The sequence below is a fragment of the Bifidobacterium psychraerophilum genome (assembly GCF_000741705.1).
Taxonomy (GTDB): Bacteria; Actinomycetota; Actinomycetes; order Actinomycetales; family Bifidobacteriaceae; genus Bombiscardovia; species Bombiscardovia psychraerophila.
On the sequence record NZ_JGZI01000010.1, the window covers coordinates 553613 to 575140 of the forward strand.

Consider the following 21528-nt stretch of genomic DNA (forward strand, 5'->3'; position numbering starts at 1 on the left):
CATATCCACTCCTGAATCATCTCGTATGAATCCCAAACAAGCTATTCCCAACCACTTAACGCCATCGATGCGCGTCCGTCATGCACACCTGCACCTCTACGTTTACACGCACCCACACACCTACACGTTCACACATATACGTTTCTCATGAGGTCTGTCGTCGATCACCATGCTCAGCACCTGAGCCACCGAATCCTCCTGAGCATTCGCCGCAGGGCAGCCCCGGGAACCACTGGGCAGCAATTGCGCCGCGTACAGCTCCCCGTTCAGAGTGATGGCAGCGTCCCCGACCAGCACAACGGGGATTCCCGCCCGTCTCGCCTGCTCCAGAGACTGCGACAGTGCGGAATCATCCTTCCCTGAAACCCCGTCGCCAACAAGCACGATCGCCGAAACCCGGCTGTCAACGGCACCCTGGATGGCCAGCGCCTGCCCGTTCCGCACCTCCTGGGCCGAGGCATACACCGTATGGATGTTTTCCTCATCCAACGCCGCCAACAACCGCGCGCCGCGCTGGTCGTCCGCAGCACTTGCACCCACGAGCGCAAGACGAATGTCATTGCGGTCGATGCCGTCGTGCTCCACGGTGTTCTCAAGCGATTGCGTATCCCCCACCGCAGCACCTTCAGGAGAGCATGCGGACAACACCGATCCCATGGAGACCATCATGAGCAGTGCGCAGCAGAGGCGACGCAGATAGCGTGCCTTCCAGCCGGTGCATCCGCATGTGGTAATCATCATTGTGATTCTATGCCATGCCGCTCATGCTCGAAGCTGAAGCCCGGCGGTGCTCACAAGGTGGACACGTGCCGCCGGAACACCACATCATATGCGTCAGGACCCCTCGATGAGGAGGCGGATCACCGTGAGAGCAGGGCGACCGTCTCCACATGATGCGTCATCGGATAGATGTCGAAGGCCTGCACGCTGTCCAGGCTGTACCCGAGGTCGCATAGCACGCCGACGTCCCGTGCCAGGCTCGTCGGATCGCATGCCACATACACCACGGTCGATGCCTTGGATTGCGCGATCTGCCTGCAGACCTTGCCTCTTGCACCCGCGCGCGGCGGATCGAGGACGATCGCATCCGGCGAATCCAGATTCGAGGGAAGGTGGGCGATGGTGGCAGCGACATCCCCGCATCGGGCATCCACATGGTTCACATCCATGCTGCGAAGGTTATGACGGGCATTGCGCACAGCCGTTTTGGATCCCTCGACGCTGAGCATGGTGCAGCGTTCGGAGATCATGGTCGCCAGCGGCAAGGTGAAGAGACCGGAACCTGAATACAGATCCCATATGCATGCACGCCGGGCATCCCCCAGACGGGCACGAAGCAGATTCACGACCTCACCGGCCAAGGCCTGCGGCGCATCCCGGTGCACCTGCCAGAAACCGGATGCATCAACACGATAGTTGAATGACCTTCCGTTGATCTCGATCTTTTCCTGCAGTTTCTGCGTTCCGGCCTGCAATTCATCATTGCTGAGGAGCCCGAAATTATCCCCTGGCCCCTTTGCCCCGCGTGGCTCGGGAACGGAGAGGCGGATATGGGTGCCCGGCGTGTATGCGGTATCCCAGAAGCCCTGCTGCTCGGCCACCGTGAGCAGGGACTTCGTGGCCAGAGGCATGTCGCGGAGCTGCACGCGCTGGTGGGTGCCGCGTCTGCGCATAGAGGGTCGTCCTTCCTCGTCGGCGATCATCTCGATTCTGGTGCGCCAATGCAGGCCGCCCAGAGCAGCGTCACCTTCGGGTCGGGTGATGGGCACCTCAATATCCTGATGCCCCAGACGCCGCATCTGCTCCTGGATGATATCGGCCTTCCAGCGCAGCTGGCCGTCGAGCGAGACGTGGCACAGATCCGCGCCACCAAGACCGCCGCCTTGCGACAACGGACCGGCAAGCGGCCAGGCGTAGGCTACACGATCAGGGCTCGCTTCCAGAACCTCGTCGACTTCCGCGGTCCAGAATCGATCGTCGCGCTCATGGGGTTCGTCGATGGTGACCCGGAGCAACTCGCCGGGAAGCGCAAAACGAACGAAGACGACGCGCCCATCCACATGTCCGACGCAACGTCCCTGGTCAGCGAAACGCTCGATGCGTATTTCGACCTGCATTACCACCCCTTATTCCTCGGCTGATGCACCGTTGTCGGTGCTGGCGTCATGGCCCACGACCGCGATGTTGTCGTCCTGGTGCGCTGCGGCGCTGTCGCTCACCACATTGACGGCATCATCCCGCTTGACCGTATGGGCACTCTCCGCAGCCGCGCCGGAATCGGCTTCGCCGACCTCCTCGGCGGCGGCCTGCTCCTGCGCAAGGCGGTGAGCGTGCAGGGCGGTGGCGATCATCAGCCATGACAGCCAGATGGCACAGGCGAAAAGGGGAACTCCCATGACCAGCCGCGCCGTGCCCAGCAGGGCTATCTGATCACTGAGATACATCGGTACCTGAACGATCAGGCGCAGACCGAAAATCGCGGCCCACAACAAGGTGACCTTGGTATAGGCCGCATACAGCGCCTTGTCCGAACGCCAGGAATCAAACCAGGACCGGAAATCGGACAGTGTGGGGTTGCGGACGAATTCGATCAGCACCCCGATGCCGGGAACGCGCGCCAACACGGTGACGGGCAGCACCAGCAGCCAAAAGGCGTTCGTGATGAAACCAGGAAGGTAATAGTTCCTCGCATCCTTGCTGAACCAGGCCCAGACCAGGCATATGCCCACTGCCGCGACCCCGCTCAGGGCACCCATCACGGGCTGCCGCTGCAGCATTCTCAGCAGCACCTCCAATACGGCCAAAACCGCGGAGATCAGCACCGTCAGCTTGAGATCACGGGTGAGCACGAAGCATGTGACGAATACAAGACCCGGCAACAAGGATTCGACGATGCCTCTGACGCCGCCGATGGCATCCATAACGGAGAAATCCTCCTGTGCCAGCATCGCCAGGCCCGTGCGAGGCACCGATCCGGCAGGCCCATCCCCTGTGGTGCTCTCAGGCTTCATCGTATCGTCCTCATGGGTATCGAAGTCTTGCGGATTCACTGCCTCAGCGCATCTCCGAGAACATCGGCCCGCGGGACAGCGTGGACTTCACCTCGGTCTGCTGGTCGCTGTTGAAAGGTCCCTTGGGTTTGCCAGGGATCTTGGCGTCCTTGTCATCGGAATCCTGTGCGCCGTCTTCCTGCTCGTCGTCGGCGTCCTCATCGGGAGCCACAGGAGGATGCATCGGGATCAGATCGTGTGGTGCAAGAGGTTCGTCCCCTCGTTCAACGACGATATCCGAGAAGTACTGATCCAGGATGTCCTTCTCCTCGCTCGCGGCGGCGGCATTGCCCGAGAAGATGCCTCGCAGCATCCAACGGGGACCGTCCACCCCGACCACGCGCGTCATCAGTCGTTTGCCTTTGACGCTTACGGGCAGCAGGATCTCAGTGCCGAAGGCGCCCTGCTCTTCGGTCGATTCCGGATTCGCGTTGATGAGGTCGGTGCGCACCTCGTCCCACAGTCCCATCGTTTTGGGAGCCGCGAAGGCCTCCAATTCCAGGCTTGACGAGCCGTAGGTGATCGTCGCGCCCAGGATCTGACCTGTGCTCCTGTTCGCTTTGAGTCTCAGCTCCACACCTTGCAGATACGGAAGATGGAAGGCGCCGACGTCAAGATGCGAGCCGTAATCGATGACGTCGTCATCCTCGGCATCCCAGGGGCCCTCATATGTCGTTCCCTGGTAGGCCGACTCGTCGTCATCCTCGTCATCCTCGACGAAGTCCACAACGGGCTTGGCATCCTCATCATCGGCCGCCTCATCCGCGACCTGCTCATCGAGGTCTTCGGTATCTTCGATCTCGGCAGCGTCAAGGTCCTTGTCCTCGGCTTCTTCAATCGGGGCTTCATCATTCGTTTCATCACGCTTCGACCGTTGCTTGCCGAATCCAAACAGACCCATTATTCCTCGTTTCTTGGCTTTTCGCCGCACTTGCATGCCGTAATACAGACTAGTCGCACTACCGTTCCCTCGCCATAGTGCATGCCCTCAGTATTGAGAACGAGCGTCCCATAAGACACCCGACTGCCGCGCATGGCACGGACATGCCGCCGTACCCTGCTTAGCGTAGCGCTCAAACCTCATAGCTGACGCTGAGCGGGGCGTGATCGCTCCACCTGGTGTCGTAACTCGGTGCTTTGTCAATAGTAAATCCTGTTGCGGCCTGTGCCAGTTCAGGTGTGGCGAACTGATAATCGAGCCTCCAACCGACGTTGTTGTCGAAGGCACGGCCACGTTGGCTCCACCATGTGTATGGCCCCTGTATCTCCCCGGCCAGTTCGCGCATCACATCCACGAATTCGTATTCACCGAGCCATTTGTCGATGTATGCACGCTCGGAGGGCATGAAGCCTGCATGTTTCAGATTCGCCTTGGCATTCTTGATATCCAAGGGGGTGTGCGCGATGTTGAAGTCACCGCAGAGCAATGCCTGGCGCCCGCCCTTGGCCGCCTCATCCCTCATGGTGCCGAGCCTGTCGAGCATGCATTCCAGAAAACGGAATTTCTGCTCCATCTTGGTGGGGTCGTCCGCATCGCCTGAATGCACATAGATGCATGCGACGGTTATCAGATACCCCTGAGGGGTGCGTACATCCGCTTCGATCCAGCGTCCGCTGTCGACGTCCTCTTCCAATCCGGGCAGACCGTAGCGCATATCGACCACCGGCAGCGATGACAACAGACCGACACCGGCGCGCCCCTTGATCCTGCAGATCTCGTTCATCCGGACAAGATCTTCCGCTTTCGCGATTTTGCCTGCGGACTCGTAGCGCTCGGCCACCTCGCCGAAGATCGGATCGATCTCTGTTTGGGGTGCCCTCACCTCCTGCATGCACCACACATCCGGCACATGATTTCCGATCCAGTCCTCAACACCTTTGCGCTTTGCTGCGCGGATACCGTTTACGTTAGAAGTCGTGACAGTGATGCTCATACTGCACACCCTAGCACCGGCTGTTGCCGCATCACCGTAGGCCTGCACCGGATTGACAGGAATACGACGCGCCGAGGTCGGGCACCCCGCTCGGCATCCCCGGTCGCACGCGTGAACATACGCGGAAGGCCCGGGAAAACGATCGAATCGTGTTTCCCGGGCCTTCCGCTCGGCATCAGAACCGGTGCGTCACTCCGTGTCGAGCCCCAGTTCAAGGTTCCCGCCGGGAATGGCCGCGAGCAGGTCCTTGGTGTACTGGCGCTGAGGATGTTCGAACACCTCATCGGTTGTGGCGTGCTCGACGAGTTTGCCGTGCTGCATCACCACCACTTCATCGGCGATCTGCCTGACCACGGCAAGATCGTGGGTGATGAAGAGATAGCTCAGACCACGCTCGGCCTGCAGATCATTGAGCAGATGGAGCACCTGATCCTGCACGAGCACATCCAATGCGGAGACGGCCTCGTCGCAGATGATCACATCGGGGTCGAGGGCCATCGCCCTGGCGATCGCGATGCGCTGGCGCTGTCCACCCGAGAGCTCATTGGGATAGCGTCCCATAACCGACTGGGGCATCTCCACCAGATCAAGCAACTCGGCGACGCGCTTGCGGCGACTCGAATCGTTGCCGATACGGTGGATGCGCAGGGGCTCCTCGATGGAACGGTATATCGAATACATCGGATCAAGCGAACCATAGGGGTTCTGGAACACCGGCTGCACATGCCTGCGGAAATTCATCAGTTCCTTGGCATTGAACTTGGCGATGTCCTGACCTTCATAGCTCACCGTCCCGGATGTCGGGTCGAGCAGGTGCAGCACCATGTTGGCCACCGTCGACTTGCCGGAGCCGGATTCGCCGACGATCGCCAGGGTGGTGCCGCGCTTCACCGAGAATGAGACATCGTCAACGGCCTTGAAGAGGTCCTTGGTCCGGGGCAGTTTGAATTCCCTGGTCAGATGGTCGACGGTGATGATGTGCTCGCTGCGGTCCAGACCGCTCTCGTCGACGAGGTGGTGCTCCATCAGACGTGTCGCATCCTCACCGCGTTCCGTGGCCGAGATGATGCGCTGCGAAGCCAAGGAGGGAGCGGCGTTGACGAGGCGCTTGGTGTAGGGATGCTGAGGATGCTGCAGCACCTCAAGGCTCGGCCCGGACTCGACGACGCGGCCTTTGTACATCACCACGATGTGCTGAGCGCGCTCGGCGGCCAGACCAAGGTCGTGGGTGATGAACAGTACGGCCGTACCCAAGGAATCGGTGAGCTGCTTGAGATGGTCCAGGATCTTCTTCTGCACGGTCACGTCAAGCGCGCTGGTGGGTTCATCGGCGATGAGCAGATCCGGGCGCGAGGCAAGACCGATGGCGATCAGCGCGCGTTGGCGCATGCCGCCTGAGAATTCGTGCGGGTACTGGCGTGCACGGGTCGCGGCATCCGGAAGACCGGCCTCGGCCAGCAGACCGGAGATGCGGTCATCGATGGAGGAACCGGTGACATTGCGTTTCGCGATGTCCCAGGCCTTGTCCTGTCCGACACCGGCCTGGATGAGATCCTGCGCCACCCTCCAACGGGTTTCGGAGCCGGGAATCCATTCACCGGTGAAATAGTCGATCTTCTTGTCGATGTTGCGGACGCCGGCTTCATCCAGTGCCTGCCGCGACTCGGCCAGCAGAGCCGGCAGCTCCTTCGAGGAGATGAAGAGTTCGTCGTCCTTCTTCTGCAGATCCACTTCGGCGTCCGCGAAGGCTTTGGACAGATTGGAGCGCTTCTCGTGCTTGACGTCCATCCCGTTGGCCTTCAGCGCCTCCTCGACCTGTTTGCCGATGCGCCAGACGGGGTTGAGGTTGCTCATCGGGTCCTGTGGTACCAGACCCATCTCGCGCCCGCGGATATGCTCATACTCCTTGCGGCTCAGATCGCTGATGTCTTTGCCTTCGAGCGTGATGCTGCCGCCGACCACATGGCCGGTCCCCGGCAGCAATCCGAGCACGGCCATCGCGGAGGTCGATTTGCCCGATCCTGATTCGCCGACGATGGCGACCCACTGTCCCGGATAGACATTGAAGGATGCGTCGCGCACCGCATGGACCGATCCACCGGTATCCGTGGTGAAATCGACCTTCAGGTCCTTGACTTCAAGCAAGGGCTTGTCCGGTGCCAATACGGTTTCGAGGGCTTCCGCGGACTGTTGTGCAGCAGCTGCGGGCTGATTGTGTTCAGTCATATCGTGTTCAGTCATCATTCCTCCGCTCAAGCCGTCCGGCTCTTGGGGTCAAGGGCATCTTTCACAGCATCGCCCATCATGATGAAGGCGAGAACGGTGATTGCAAGTGCAAGCGACGGGTAGAACAGCACCTCGGGATGGACCCTCAGCAGCACCTGTGCCGTCGAAATATCTCCGCCCCAACTGACCACAGTCGAAGGAAGACCTATGCCCAGGAAGCTCAAGGTCGCCTCTGAGACGATGTAGGCGCCGAGGGAGGTCGTGGCGATGACGATCACCGGGGCCAGGGAGTTCGGAACCACATGCCTGAAGAGGTTGCGCATCGGGGAGGAGCCCAGTGCCGTCGAAGCGGTATTGAACTCGAGGTTCTTGGTCTCCATCACGGAGCCACGGGTGATGCGTGCGACCGAAACCCATCCGAAGAGCGCGAGGACCAGAACCACTTTCCAGATCGAGGAGGATGTGCGGAACATCTGGAGCACCACGATCGCGCCCAGAAGCAGCGGGATGGCGAAGAAGATGTCGGTGATGCGGCTCAGCAGCGCATCGACCCAACGGCCGTAGTACCCTGCGACGGCACCGATGACGCCACCGAACAGCGTGGCGATGAGTGTGGTGAGGATGCCAACGCTGACCGAGGTGCGTGTGCCGTAGATCACACGGGAGTAAATGTCACAGCCCTGCTGGTCGAAACCGAGCGGGTGCCCGCTGCTGCCGGGATTCAGGGAGCTCTCGAGCGTGCAGTAGTTCGGGTCGAGCTTGGTGAAGAGCTGCGGGAATATCGCGACGACGAGGATGAAAATGATCAGCAGGCCGGAGATGATGAACAGAGGGTTCTTGCGCAATGTGCGCCACGCGTCGGCCCACATGCTGGTGGCCGGTTCATCCTCATCTACGGTGTCGACTTCCTTGAGCGGTGTCTCATCCAAAGGTGCGACGAAGCGTTCCTGCCCGGGGAATGGTGTGATGACGAAATCCTCCGCCGCTCCGGAAGATGCGTCACGGGAGATATTGCCTTCTTGTTCTGGCTTCATTTGTTCAGACATCGTTATCCTCTCACGCATACCGGATTCGTGGGTCGAGCACCGCGTAGAGCAGGTCGACGACCAGATTACAGATCACGAATATCAGGACCAGAATCGTCACGATGGACACCACCAGGGTGCCTTCCCCTCGCAGGATGCCCTGGTACAAGGTATTGCCCACGCCTTGGATGTTGAAGATTCGTTCGGAGATCATGGCACCGCCCATAAGAGCGCCGATGTCGGTTCCCAGGTAGGTGACCACCGGGATCATCGAATTACGCAGGATATGCCTCATCGTCACCGCGTTGTTCGTCATGCCCTTGGCACGTGCGGTACGAACGTAGTCCTCGTTCATATTCGAGGCGATCTCGGAACGGGTGAGACGGATGATGTATGCCATGGATACGCTGCCCAGCACCATTGCGGGCATCAGCAGATCCAGGAAGCCCGGATTGGTACCTGCCGTCACCGGAAGAATATGCCACTTCACACCGAAGACAAACTGCATCACGAAGCCCGTGACGAAGGTAGGTACGGAAATCAGCAGCAAGGAAACGATCAGTATGACCGTGTCATACCACTTACCCTTTTTCAGACCGGAGATGATGCCGAAGATGACACCGAAAATCGCCTCGAAGACGAAAGCCATCAATGCGAGCTTGATGGTGACCGGGAATGCACGCCCGATGACATCAATCACCTGCTGCCCGCTGAAGGTCTTACCAAAGTCAAGTGTCAGGGCATTCTTCAGGAACAGTAAGTACTGAACGATGAATGGCTTGTCAAGATTGTATTCAGATCGTATCTGTGCTGCAACGGCCTCATTGACCGGTTTGTCACCAAACATCGCTTTGACCGGGTCTCCCGGCAGCGCGAACACCAAAGCGTAGATCAGCAGAGTCGTGCCGATCACCACTGGGATCATCTGCAGCACTCGCCTGAGCAGATATTTACCCATCGGCTTGCTCCTTTTCGATTACCCGGATATCGCATTCCGGCTTCATTGTTACTCCAACCATCCCATAAACATGGAAAAGTGCATCAGGTATGGCAAGGACCGTTCCCCGCATGGTCCTTGCCATGCCCTCTGCACAATCTTCAGACCGTCAGCTTACTCCTACTTGGTGAGGTCCTGGTAGACGGGAAGGTTCTTCCAGTTCATGGTGAAGCCCTTCACGCCCTTTGCGGCAACGCCTGCCGCGTTGGAGTAATACAGCGGAACCGCCGGGAGATCCTCAAGGAGGATTTCCTGCGCCGACTGATAATCCTTGTTGGCTTCATCCTCGCTGCTGCTGCTTGCAGCTTGGCTGATGAGCTTGTCGAAGGCGGTGTTCTTGTAATCGCCATCGTTGGAACCATTGCCGTCGGCTGCTGATGAAGAGTACAGCGGCTTCAGGTAGTTCTCTGCGGATGGGTAATCTGGCTGCCAACCGGTACGGAAGGCGGACTTGATGGAGCGATCGGTGACCGCTGCACGGAACTCGCTGAATGTTGGCATCGGGTTGGTTGCCGCGTCAATGCCGAGCGTGTTCTTGACGGAATTCACGATGGCGTCGTAAACGGGCTTCGCACCGCCATCGGCGTTGTAGGCGAAGGTCAGCTTGTCGGATGACTTCCACTCGGAAATCTTGTTGGCCTCGTCCCACAGCTTCTTGGCTTCGGTCTTGTTGTACTTCAGCACCGAGTTGCCCTTGAGGGAATCGGAGTATCCGGGGGTCACAGGTGAGGTGAAGTCGACGGCCGGGGTGCCGATACCGCCGAGCACCTTGTCCACGATGGCCTTGCGGTCGATGGACATGGAGATGGCCTGGCGACGGAGATGACCTTCCTCATCGTTCTTGAAGTGCTCAAGAGTCGAGGGGAATGTGAATGACTGGAACACGGAACCGGCCTTGTTGTATGCCTGCAGCGTGTCGTCCGTCTGGAATGTGGTGGTTGCCGAAGAAGGAACGGTTTCGAGCACATCGAGGTTGCCTGCCTGCACATCAGCGTATGCAGGATCGACATCGGTGTACATCTTGAAGGTGATGCCGCCGTTCTTGGCCTGCTGGTTGCCCTTGTAGGCGTCGTTCTTCACGAGCTTGATGCTCTGGTTATGCGTCCAGGATTCGAACTTGTACGGTCCGTTGCCGACAGGCTTCTCGCCGAAGGCCTTGGGATCCTTGAAGAAGGACTCGGGCAGTGGCGCGTAGGCGGTGTAGCCGAGCATGATCGGGAATACCGAGCTTGGCTCGTTCAGGGCAACGGTGAAGGTGTTGTCGTCAACGACCTTGAGTCCGGAAAGCTGGGCGTCGGAGGCGACACCCTTCTCCTGCAGTGCGTCATAACCCTTGATGACGGAGAAGAAGCTTGAGCTGACCTGAGCGTTGGTCGCATCCGCACCGTAGCTCCATGCCTTGGTGAAGGACTCGGCGGTGACGGGTGTGCCGTCGGTGAATTTCCATCCGCTCTTCAGCGTGATGGTGAACTCCGTGTTGTCGGAGTTGGCGGAAATGTCCTTGGCGACCTCGTTCGATGCCTTCCCCTTGGCGTCGAAGGAAACGAGCTTGGCGAACAGCAGGTCGATCGGGTTGCCGCCGCAGGTCTCGTTGGTGTTGGTCGGGATCAGCGGATTCTGTGGCTCGCAGCCATAGGCGTTGATGATGCTGGTGCTCGCTGATGCGTCACTTGACGCATCGCTGGAACTACTGCCACACGCACTGAGCCCAAGGGCCAGAACGCAGGCGGCAGCAGTGAACAGTGAGAGTTTAGAACTCTTCCTCATTGATTTTGCTCCCCTACTTGTATAGATATTGCTGCGCGGGGTCACCCCCACGCTCCCCGGTGCGACCCCTTCTACCGTCACCCCAAGGTTGTTCAACACTATATTCTTGTCGCAAACCAGCAATCGCACAATTCCGAAAATTAACAAGTTGCTCATCAGCAAAGTCTTTTCCGGCCCATCGCCATTCAATGAATGCATATCGAAATGTCAGTGTCCTATAAGGATTTGGCAGTATTGTTACCTTTTTGCGGTATCAGAAAGACGGAAAAACATCAGTATCCGAATGTTACGAGAATGTTAACGGATGGTGGATTTCACGCTCTCGGGAAAGCCTGGTCGTATCGATGCCTCAATTGTTCTATGGACACATGCGTATAGCGCTGCGTGGTGTTCAACGATGCATGCCCCAGCAATTCCTGCACCTCACGCAGATCGGCTCCGCCGTCGAGCATATGCGTCGCCGCCGAATGTCTGAGCGAATGCGGTGAGATATCCGGTACTCCGGCCTTTCTGGCTTCCCGATGCACCACATCCGAAGCCTGCCTGACCCCGAGGCGCCCGCCTCTCGCACCGAGGAACACGGCATCCGAAGACGCCCTCACCAGCAGCTGTGGACGGCCATGTTCCAACCAGCGTTCCAACGCGATCCCCGCCGGCGCCCCGAAGGGGACGACCCGCTGCTTATTGCCCTTGCCCAGCACGCGAAGCGTGCGCCGGGAAAAATCGATGTCCGCGATGTCCAAGCCGACCAGTTCCGAGATTCTGACACCCGTGGCATACAGCAACTCGACAAGAGCCGCGTCACGGAATTCGAGGGCGGCCTGTCTGCTTCCGCCTGCATCCCCCTTACGCTCCTTGGAAGACGTGTCTGAAAGCAGCTCATGGACAGGATGCTCGGCGCTCTCCATCATCTGTGTCGCCTGCGTGGCCGTAAGAATCCGGGGCAATTCATGAGACTGCTTCGGTGTGATGAGTTCGGCGGCGGGATTGGTGGGGATGATGCCCTGGTCCTGAAGAAAGGCGAAGAAGCGTCTGACGACGACGATCTTCCGGGCGAGCGTCGAACGGGCATGACCTTGTGACTCGTGAGACACCCATAGCCGCAGATCAGCGAGTGTGACCGTCGACAGGTCCTCGACTCCACGCAGCTCCAATATATGCAGCAGCTCGGTGGCATCCTCCCCGTAGGACTTCACCGTGTTAAGACTCAGCCCGTCATTGACACGCACATATCCGAGGAAGCGATCGCGTTCAGCATCAAACCGCATACCTGCCCCTGCCTGAATAGCAACTGTATTATGTGTTCTACCACCAGAATAATGGCAGCCCTGAGCACCTGGCGTTCTTGTCCCAATCATCTGCTTCGGTGGAAGCATAACCAGCTACTGACAGTATTGCTGTTCGCCATGCGCCTCAACGCATAAAAGCAAGGAATAGGACTGAATATGGCACTTCATTCATCACGGGAGACCGAGCAACGAAGGCAGCTGGAGGCGCGCAGCAGACGACGCGGAGGCTCACCGGACACGGCGGAGGCCGACGGCACCGCGCTCGGAGCCACCGTCGCACAGGCGATTGACCTCACCAAAACATACGGGGACAAGGACGCCGTGGTCACGGCGCTCGACCATGTGAATGTGGAATTCAAACGAGGGCAGATGACCGCGATCATGGGCCCCTCCGGTTCCGGTAAATCCACCCTGATGCATTGCATGGCAGGTCTTGACACACCCACCTCCGGCAAGGTCATCGTGGAATCCCTGGAGGTCTCCTCGATGTCGCAGAAGGAACTGACCAAACTCCGCAGGGAACAGATCGGCTTCATCTTCCAGTCCTTCAATCTGGTCCCGACGCTGACCGCTGAGGAGAACATACTGCTCCCTCTGCAGATCGCAAAGAAAAGCATCGACCGGGCATGGTTCGACCGTGTCGTTGATGTGGTCGGGCTCAGATCAAGGCTCACCCATCGTCCGAGCCAGCTGTCCGGCGGCCAGCAGCAGCGCGTCGCCTGTGCCCGGGCGCTGATGGCCCGCCCCTCGGTGGTCTTCGCCGACGAACCGACCGGGAATCTAGATTCCAAATCCAGCAGCGAGGTACTGGGATTCCTCAAATCCTCGGTTTCGCAATACGGGCAGACGATCGTCATGGTCACCCATGACCCCCGTGCCGCATCCTATGCGGATAGGGTCCTGGTCCTTGCCGACGGCAACGTGACCCGGGATATGCAGCATCCGAGCTATGACGAGATCCTTGCAGTGTTCAGTGATGACGACAGCGCCCCCGATGATGGCAATGCCAGCGGCGACGAGGTCCTGTCGTGATCAAAATCGGACTCAGGGAGGCCCGCTCCCATTTCTCAAGATTCGTCATGTCGATCATCGCGATCGCGCTTGGTGTCGGCTTCGTCGTCGGATCCTTCTGCTTCCGCGAGATGCTCAACAACCAAGTGGATCAGATGATGGCCTCCAATATGGATGCCGACGTCTATGTGCGCGGCGACAAGGCCGTTTCGGATGACGGATCGTCATCATCGCAAAACACATACAACGACATATCCATCTCGCTGACAGACGACGTCTCATCGCTTTCAGGCGTGAAGTCGGCGAAGGTGACGTACTCCGTCTCAGGTCTGGTGCTGGTGGGCAAAGACGGCAATGCCGTCGCCACCGTTGGTGCGCCGACCCTGGGAATCGGGATTTCATCGGCGGAACCCTGGCGCTCGGCCTCACTGACCCAGGGCAGCTATGCCTCCGGCAAGGATGAGATAGCCCTCGACTCCTACGCCGCGCAGAAGGCCGACCTCAAGGTCGGCGATCAGACCACGCTGGTGTATCCCGATGGACCACGCACCGTGAAGGTCAGCGGCATCTTCCACACTTCGAACAGCCAGGCCGGAGCCCTGATCATCGGACTCGACCCCACCGTGGCCAAGGCCTCAAGCGACGCGCTCGCGGAAGATCCCAACGTCACGCAATACATCGCGGTGTACGGATCGGCGAACGGCGGCACCGCATTGGACGCGGCGCAGCAGAGCGCACTCGCGGACACCATCAATAACTCCCTGCCTGCGTCAAGCAAGGCGAGGGCCGTCACCGGCGACACCATACGTGACGAACAGTCGCAATCGGTGAAGGACTCATTGGGCTTCATCCAGCCGCTTATTCTGATATTCGCGATTATCGCCCTCTTCGTCGGATCCTTCATCATCGCCAATACCTTCTCCATGATCGTGCGTGAATCGATGCGCGGCTATGCGCTGCTACGCTCGGTCGGAGCGTCCCCGGGGCAGGTTTTCGCCACGGTTATCGTCCAGGCGATCGTGCTCGGTATCGTGGGATCGCTTGCGGGCATCGGCTTGGGCTGGGGCATGGTGAAACTGATAGCTGAAGGGATGTCCCAGATCGGTTCGCCTCTCACCGGCTCATCCAACCCGACCTGGCGCGATGTGATCATCGCTCTGCTCGTTGGTGTGTGCGTCTCCCTGTTCGGTGCCGCACTCCCCGCCAAGCACGCCTCACTCGCCCCGCCGCTTCAGGCCATGAACGAAACCGTGAATCCGGAGAAGCCCACGCGTCTGCGCGCGATGCTGGGTGGCATCATGTGCATTCTGGGCATCGGATGCTGGGTGTTCACCGTCATGCTCGCCGACAACAAGGACGGGCTTACCCCCTGGAAGACGGTTAATGACATGAACAGCGGGTGGCCGCTGGGCGTAGGCGCCGCGCTGCTGGTTATCGGATTCATCGTGCTGAGCCCCGCTCTTGTCACAGGGGTGAGCAGGGTTCTGGGAAGCTTGCCTTCCGTGTTCTTCCCTGTCACAGGAAAGCTTGCGACCAGAAACCTCGCCCGTTCAAAACGTCGCACGGCGAACACCGCCGCCGCGCTCTTCGTCGGTATCGCTATTGTCAGTTGCCTGGGCGTTGTCGCATCCTCCGCGAAGGCCTCGGTGGCCGGAATCGTCGACAACGGTCTCAAATCGGAATTCGTCGCGATGGCGAGCGGAGGCATGGGTGTGATCCCCGATGCCGCCGTGGATGCGGTCAAGGGTGTGGACGGCGTGAAGTCCGTCACGGCGAACAAACTCCTGCAGCATGTTGAATACGACGGGAAAAGCTCCACGGCATCGACCGTGACCACGGATAGCTCGCTGTTCACCGACGTCTTCACTCCGGCGAATACCGAAGGGGACCCGACGAAGGCGCTCAAGAACAATGAGATGGTCGTCGCGAAGAACACCGCCGACGATCATGGTTGGGCGATCGGCGACCGCATCGAGGTATCCACTGATCTCGCGACCGTGAAGCTCACCGTCGGTGCCATCACCAGCGATGCGACATTCAGCTCATCCATCATCATCGGCCATACGGAGGCGGATAAGCTCGTCGTACCGCAGATGCAACGCACCACGGCGATGTACATCAGCACCACGAAGGGCGCCGATCTGGCCAAGGTGAAAAAGGATCTCATCGCCGCAGTGAAACCGTATTACGTCATTTCGGTGATGGACAGGGATGAGTTCAAATCCACGATCTCCTCGATGGTCGATCAGATCATGCTGATTCTGTATGCGCTGTTGGCACTGTCCATCGTGATCGCGATATTCGGCATCGTCAACACCCTGGCCTTGAGCGTTTCCGAGCGCACGCGCGAGATCGGCCTGCTCAGGGCCATCGGCACAGGCAAGGGTCAGGTTCGCGGCATGCTGGCCATCGAAGCTTCGATGATCTCCGTTTTCGGCACCTTGATCGGCCTGCTGGTCGGCAGTGCCGCGGGCGTGGTGATTCAGAAGGTCTATGCCTCGCAAGGTCTGGAGACGCTCAGCGTCCCCTGGGGGCAGCTCATCGTATTCCTGTTCATGGCCATTCTCGTGGGCGTGCTGGCGAGTTTGCCACCAGCCAGAAGAGCGCTGAAGGTCCCGGTGCTGGATGCCGTCGCCAGCGAGTAGCATCGGCCCCATGAGGGCGGAACAGCACGACAGTGCAGCCAGGAGAGGGGACGCGGGCATGCCACAGGCAGATGGTCCAAAGGTCCCCCTCCGGCGGGACGAGGATTCGGAAGCTCGGGAAAAGGCCGAGATCACGGCCCGGCAGAGCAGGCTCCCCCGTCGGATCCCCGTGGGTGCCAGGGTCGTCGTCAGAACCGCAGAGGGTGTGGATCCCGATGATGGCCGCATGAAATACCGCGACTTCATCGGGCATGTGCACCATTGGGATGGCAATGAACTCGATCTGCTGCGCGATCCCGCCGCGAATGGCTCGCGCGCGGCTCAACGGCTGTGGATCGAGGCAGGCAGGATCGTCCGTATCAAAGCCATCCCGGAACGCCGATGATCTGACGGCACCCTGGGATTTGGGAACGCTCAGCTCATGGCCCTGGTCATGATCCGGGCTTCATGGGTGGTCAGAAAAGCAGTGATCCGCTCTCCCCTGCGTGCTGATTGAAGCAGCTCCTCACGCCAGGAGGCGTCATCCAGCAGGATGCTGTCCGAAGCCCCGTCACTCTCCCGGTCCCTGTTCTCGGCATCCCCTCCGTCACGCTGATTGGCCTTGAAGACGCGGAAGGGATCGGCCTGGGCAAAGAAGCGGGTGATTGCCGCTTCATCCCCGTCATGGAGGGCATCGGCGACATTCGTCAAGCGTTGGGCCACGGATCTGAGCAACGCTTCGACATTCCTCGAATCCTCCTCGACCATCGCCCTGGTGCGCATCGGATCGGTCAGTGAGACCCTGGTCATATCGCGCCATGAACCGGCGGAGAGCGCAACCGCGATATTGCGGTCGGCCGAGTCCACCAGCTCGTTGGAGAGCGCGGTGGACACCACATGCGGCATGTGGGAGATCAGAGCGGCACAGGCGTCATGGGTGCCGTCGTCGAGGGCTATCAGAGCGTTATCCGCACCTTTGCAGATCATATCGGCCACCGTCAGGAAGCGTGAGTATGCGGTTTGCTCATCGACGGTCACCGCCCATAGGGCCTGATCCAGCAAGCCGCTGCTTGATGCCTCGAATCCTGAGCATTCATTGCCTGCCATGGGGTGGGCGCCTACGTAATACTCACCCAGGCCCGCTGCATTCACCTGCTCGCGAACCTCTCCTTTGACGCTGCCGACGTCGCTAAGTGTGATCGAAGGGTGCCACGAAGGTGCCAGCTCCTTGAGGATGCCGGGGATGGTCACCAGCGGCGTGGCGAGTACCAGCACGTCGGGTTTTCCCGTCACCAGGTCCTGTAAGGAATCGACGCAGTGAATCCCCGCCTTCGTCGCCTCCTTGTACGGGCGGTCGTTATGGTTCCAGGCAATCACGAAACGACCACGCTCGACCAGTCTGCGTGCCAATGAGCCGCCGATCAGTCCCAGACCCGCTATCGCGATTTTGTGCGCCGAGGTCAGAATCGGTGATGCCTCAGCCCCCTTCAACGGATGCATCATGCCCGAAGCGTGAGAATCCGGCATGGCGGTCACCATAGCAACTCCTTACTTACGTATTCATTGGTCATAGCACGATCGTCCTCCGCAGCCGTGAAGCCGGAGGACACCCCACCGTCCGGAAGCATCCAGGCCGTCACCGGAGGGTTGGGGCGCTCACGTCTGGGGTAGACGGCAAGCGTTTTGACCCAATCCCCCTTGGCGATCATCGTCTTCAAAGCCTCTCGGAAGCGTTGTTGCCACGGTGCGGCGTCAATCGTGGCGATGAAACTGTAGGTACCGTCATTGCCCTTGATCGGACGCGAAATGAAGCTGGTCATATTCAAGCCTGCGTCACGCAGCACATCCAGCGCGTCTGCGAGCACCCCCGGGCCTGTACTAAGCGGGATGAAGGCGACGATCGACTCAAACTCGCCATCGCTCTGACCCTCTTGACCGTGCAGGAACTCAGCGGCCTGCGTTCTCTGGGCCATCACGAGGAATTCGGTTCGTGCGCCCTGATAATCCTGCACCTCGGTATCCAAGGTCCGCAGCCCATACAACGATCCACAGATGCGCGGCCCCAGGGCGACCTGTCCCGGTTCCACATCCCTGCATGCCGCCGCATTGGATGCGGCCGGCACAGGGCGCAGACCTTCCCGTTCGATGTAGCCTGAGCACTGCGCAAGACCATGCGGGTGTGCGCTCACCTCCCGCTGCGCCGAAGGATCCTGCTGCGAATCACCATCCCTGGTGAAGGCGTCGAAGGCTATAGGCACCCCCACCCTGGCGAATGCGGCAATATTGCGTGCGTCGATCATCGCATCGAGATTGGGGACCACATATCCCTCGACATTGCTCTCCCAGGCGATCACACCCCAACCGTCCCCCGACTCCACGGCGGACATGATCGCGGACGCGCTGCGCTCGGCGATCAGCAGAGCACCACCCTCACCCGGTAGCAGGGCGCGGACGGCATCATTCGCCGCCTGATGGGTGAAGGAGCCTTCGGGGCCGAGGTAATGCACGTGAACCGGTGAGCTTCGGGATGCTGAATCCGATTGCGGAGTGGTGGTCATGATTGCGTCCGTGGATCGCCCGAAGCCTGATTATCCAAGACGGCACTGTCCGAGGCGGCACTGTCCGCAGCAACACTGTCCGATACGAGCGCGTCCGCCGCCGTATCATCCGCCTGCCGCTTCACGGTGTGCACCTGATACCAACGCTGGGGAAACACCAGCATCACCAATTGCACCACGATAACGCCGAAAAGCCAGATATATCCGGCGTGCAGCCCGAAGAAACTGAGGAACACACCCTTGCCACCGACCGGCACGAGCACATCCCCACCAGGCCCCGGAAAAGCCATAAGCCATGCCATGGCCGAGGAGGAAAGCAGATGGAAGCCCGCTCCGAGAACCCCGCTGCGGCTTCGTGCCGCCCAGGCGGATAGCCCTACCAGCAGCAGGGCGAGCACCAGACCATAGGGAATGTTGCTGGCAGCCCCCATCCTGTGGGCTGGACCGGCCACAGCCGCGGCGAGAAAACCGCTGATGATCGCGATGAACAATCGTCCCGGTACGCCCAACTGGTATGAGAAAGGAAGATAGGTGCCCGTATGCTTCACGGAAGCACCCGCTGAGGTGCTGCCGATCGGCTCTTGGAAACTCGATGATGCCATGCCACCAGATTAGCCCACACCCTGTCATCCCGTGCGAAGCATCCTGCTGCACCTTCATCATGCGGCATGGTGAATACCTCGTTGCGAACACCTCTTTCCGCATAGGGCATTGGCGTATCCCACCGCGGATAATGAATGTGCCACCCGCGATGCACGCGGGTGGCACTCTGATCGGCACATCCATCACACTAGGTGATGGCTCCTTCATCCGGTCACAGTCGGATGGACTGCGACCGGCATAGCTCAGCTATTCTGGTTTTGGCGGCGCTGCTTGGAGTACCACTTGTACCACTGATCGCGGTCGAGGATGATCTTGCGGATGCGGATGCTCTCCGGTGTCACCTCGACGCATTCATCCTCGTTGGCGAAGTCCAGGGACTCCTCAAGGCTCATGCTGATCGGCGGTGTCAGCGTCTCCAGCACGTCTGCGGTGGCGGAACGCATATTGGTCATATGCTTTTCCAAGGTGACATTGATGTCGAGATCACCAGGCTTGTTCGTCACACCGACGACCTGACCTTCATACACCGCTGCCTGTGGCTGCACGAAGAAGTTGCCACGGGCCTGGAGCTTCTGCATGGCGTAGGGGCTCGCCTTGCCCTTGCGGTCAGCGACCATCGAGCCGTTCTGACGGGTCACGATGGCACCTGCCCAAGGGGCGTATCCGGCTGAAATGGAGGATGCGATGCCGGTGCCGCGTGTGGCGCTGAGCAGCGCGGTGCGGAATCCGATCAGACCACGGCTCGGCACGGTGAACTCGATGCGCACCCAGCCTGAACCATGATTGCTCATCGAGTCCATACGGCCCTTGCGCTCGGCCAACAGCTGCGTGACGGTACCCATGTATTCATCAGGTACGTCGATGGTGGTGGCTTCCATAGGCTCATTGATCTTGCCATCAATGATCTTCGTGACCACCTGTGGGCGACCGACGGTCAGCTCGTATCCTTCACGGCGCATTTCCTCGGCCAGAATGGCCAACGCGAGTTCGCCACGGCCTTGAACCTCCCAAGCGTCAGGACGCTCGGTGGGAACCACATGGATCGAGACGTTACCGATCAACTCGCGCTGCAGGCGATCATTGAGCATACGTGCGGTCAGCTTGTGGTCTTTCCCTTCTGTACCCACCAGAGGAGAATCATTGGTGCCGAAGGTCATCGAAATGGCGGGCTCGTCAACGTGGATGAGCGGCAAGGGCTTGGGATCGTTGGGATCGACGATCGTCTCACCGATCATGATGTCGGAGACGCCGGCGATGGCGACGATGTCCCCGGGGCCGGCTTCCTCGACAGGAACGCGCTCAAGACCCTTGGTGCGCAGCACCTCGGTGAGCTTGAAGTTCTCCAAGGAGCCGTCCACACGGGACAGTCCGTAGTTCTTGCCCTTGACCAAGGTGCCGTTGTAGATGCGCACCAGACCCAGACGTCCGAGGTAATCGGATGCGTCGATGTTGGTCACATGAGCCTGCAGAGGAGCATCCTCGTCATACTGGGGAGCCGGGATGTTCTTGAGGATCGCGTCGAACAGCGGCTCAAGATCGTCATTGTCAGGAGCTTCGCCATCGGCAGGCCTCTCGGTGGAGGCATGACCGACCTTTGCGGCGCAGTAGATCACCGGCAGATCGAGCAGTGCATCGAGGTCAAGGTCGATGCCTTCCTCGCTGACATCCTGTGCCAGACCGAGCAGCAGATCGGTGCTCTCGGATACGACCTCTTCGATGCGCGCATCGGGGCGATCGGTCTTGTTCACGCACAGAATCACCGGAAGCTTGGCTTCCAGCGCCTTGCGCAGCACGAAACGCGTCTGCGGCAGCGGGCCTTCGGATGCATCGACCAGCAGCACCACACCGTCAACCATCGAGATACCGCGCTCGACTTCGCCGCCAAAATCGGCGTGGCCTGGGGTATCCACCACGTTGATGGTGATGCCCTCGGGCTCACCCAGCTCTTCGGCCAGAGGGCCGGTGTACTGCACAGCAGTGTTCTTCGCCAGGATGGTGATGCCCTTTTCACGCTCAAGAGCGTTGGAATCGAGCACGCGATCCGGGACTTCTTCCCTCTCTGAGAAGACATTCGACTGCTTGAGCATCGCATTCACCAGGGTCGTTTTGCCGTGATCAACGTGTGCCACGATCGCCACATTTCGAATATCGCCACGAACCGCCATCAAAACCTCATTCTGTATTTTGTGTTTTCTCGCCGTATCAAAGATGTCCGGCATAAGAGACCTTCAAAAGAAACCTCGCCAATTCTAGCGATGTTTCTCGACTTATTCACCAGCAAGAGATTCTATACCTTGTTGACCGCGTATGTTGATGCCTGAGATCACGCAAAAGCCATGCCGAATCACTGATTTCGGGCACCGTCCCGCGCACCGGATCCTCTAGCTGCATGTGCTGTGCGCTTGTATGTATTCGACGCGCTCGATGCACTCGACGCACTCGAT

The 21528-nt window shown here is 59.6% G+C and carries 17 protein-coding genes; 3 read left to right on the forward strand and 14 right to left on the reverse strand.

The window, feature by feature from the left end; translation table 11 throughout:
• Positions 1-120 precede the first annotated feature (120 nt).
• The 10 genes from BPSY_RS09410 to BPSY_RS09455 form a co-directional block, all read right to left on the reverse strand.
• Positions 121-741, reverse strand: coding sequence for a type 1 periplasmic-binding domain-containing protein (locus BPSY_RS09410; protein WP_033495213.1), 621 nt, complete (start codon positions 739-741; stop codon positions 121-123).
• 119 nt (positions 742-860) lie between these two features.
• Entirely contained in the window at positions 861-2117 is a 1257-nt protein-coding gene (locus tag BPSY_RS09415) for a class I SAM-dependent RNA methyltransferase (protein ID WP_033495212.1), read from the reverse strand.
• Positions 2118-2126: 9 nt separating this feature from the next.
• Positions 2127-3011, reverse strand: a complete 885-nt coding sequence (locus tag BPSY_RS09420) for a DUF3159 domain-containing protein (protein WP_081884383.1) — start codon at positions 3009-3011, stop codon at positions 2127-2129.
• Positions 3012-3054: 43 nt separating this feature from the next.
• Positions 3055-3951, reverse strand: coding sequence for a DUF3710 domain-containing protein (locus tag BPSY_RS09425; RefSeq protein ID WP_033495211.1), 897 nt, complete (start codon positions 3949-3951; stop codon positions 3055-3057).
• Positions 3952-4123: 172 nt separating this feature from the next.
• Positions 4124-4984: an exodeoxyribonuclease III gene (locus tag BPSY_RS09430; protein ID WP_033495210.1), complete on the reverse strand. Its 861-nt coding sequence runs from the start codon at positions 4982-4984 to the stop codon at positions 4124-4126.
• Between the two features lie 189 nt (positions 4985-5173).
• Positions 5174-7210: a dipeptide ABC transporter ATP-binding protein gene (locus BPSY_RS09435; RefSeq protein ID WP_033495209.1), complete on the reverse strand. Its 2037-nt coding sequence runs from the start codon at positions 7208-7210 to the stop codon at positions 5174-5176.
• Between the two features lie 26 nt (positions 7211-7236).
• The gene (locus tag BPSY_RS09440; protein ID WP_238556845.1) at positions 7237-8256 is read right to left on the reverse strand and encodes an ABC transporter permease; all 1020 of its coding nucleotides are present in this window, start codon (positions 8254-8256) and stop codon (positions 7237-7239) included.
• 10 nt (positions 8257-8266) lie between these two features.
• Entirely contained in the window at positions 8267-9193 is a 927-nt protein-coding gene (locus BPSY_RS09445; RefSeq protein WP_033495207.1) for an ABC transporter permease, read from the reverse strand.
• Positions 9194-9352: 159 nt separating this feature from the next.
• Positions 9353-10999, reverse strand: a complete 1647-nt coding sequence (locus BPSY_RS09450) for a peptide ABC transporter substrate-binding protein (protein ID WP_033495205.1) — start codon at positions 10997-10999, stop codon at positions 9353-9355.
• A 314-nt stretch (positions 11000-11313) separates the two neighbouring features.
• A complete protein-coding gene (locus tag BPSY_RS09455; RefSeq protein WP_033495203.1) occupies positions 11314-12267 on the reverse strand; it encodes a tyrosine recombinase XerC in 954 nt (317 codons plus the stop codon).
• A gap of 177 nt (positions 12268-12444) precedes the next feature.
• Here BPSY_RS09455 and BPSY_RS09460 point away from each other — a divergent pair, with 177 nt between their 5' ends.
• The 3 genes from BPSY_RS09460 (at position 12445) to BPSY_RS09470 (ending at position 16329) form a co-directional block, all read left to right on the forward strand.
• The gene (locus BPSY_RS09460) at positions 12445-13320 is read left to right on the forward strand and encodes an ABC transporter ATP-binding protein (protein WP_081884385.1); all 876 of its coding nucleotides are present in this window, start codon (positions 12445-12447) and stop codon (positions 13318-13320) included.
• Positions 13317-15944 (forward strand): ABC transporter permease, encoded by a 2628-nt coding sequence (locus BPSY_RS09465; RefSeq protein ID WP_033495201.1) that lies wholly within the window; start codon positions 13317-13319, stop codon positions 15942-15944. The genes BPSY_RS09460 and BPSY_RS09465 overlap by 4 nt, the downstream gene beginning before the upstream one ends.
• Positions 15945-16074: 130 nt before the next feature.
• Positions 16075-16329, forward strand: coding sequence for a DUF6725 family protein (locus tag BPSY_RS09470; RefSeq protein WP_033495427.1), 255 nt, complete (start codon positions 16075-16077; stop codon positions 16327-16329).
• Between the two features lie 29 nt (positions 16330-16358).
• Here BPSY_RS09470 and BPSY_RS09475 read toward each other — a convergent pair whose 3' ends face one another.
• The 4 genes from BPSY_RS09475 to typA all read right to left on the reverse strand — a co-directional run bounded on the left by BPSY_RS09475 (position 16359) and on the right by typA (position 21249).
• Positions 16359-17423, reverse strand: coding sequence for a prephenate dehydrogenase (locus BPSY_RS09475; protein WP_081884427.1), 1065 nt, complete (start codon positions 17421-17423; stop codon positions 16359-16361).
• A 32-nt stretch (positions 17424-17455) separates the two neighbouring features.
• The gene (locus BPSY_RS09480) at positions 17456-18481 is read right to left on the reverse strand and encodes a prephenate dehydratase (protein ID WP_051921897.1); all 1026 of its coding nucleotides are present in this window, start codon (positions 18479-18481) and stop codon (positions 17456-17458) included.
• Entirely contained in the window at positions 18478-19083 is a 606-nt protein-coding gene (locus tag BPSY_RS09485) for a hypothetical protein (protein WP_238556846.1), read from the reverse strand. Before BPSY_RS09485 ends, BPSY_RS09480 begins: the two co-directional genes overlap by 4 nt.
• Before the next feature lie 243 nt (positions 19084-19326).
• Positions 19327-21249 (reverse strand): translational GTPase TypA, encoded by a 1923-nt coding sequence (gene typA, locus BPSY_RS09490; RefSeq protein ID WP_033495199.1) that lies wholly within the window; start codon positions 21247-21249, stop codon positions 19327-19329.
• Positions 21250-21528: the final 279 nt, after the last annotated feature.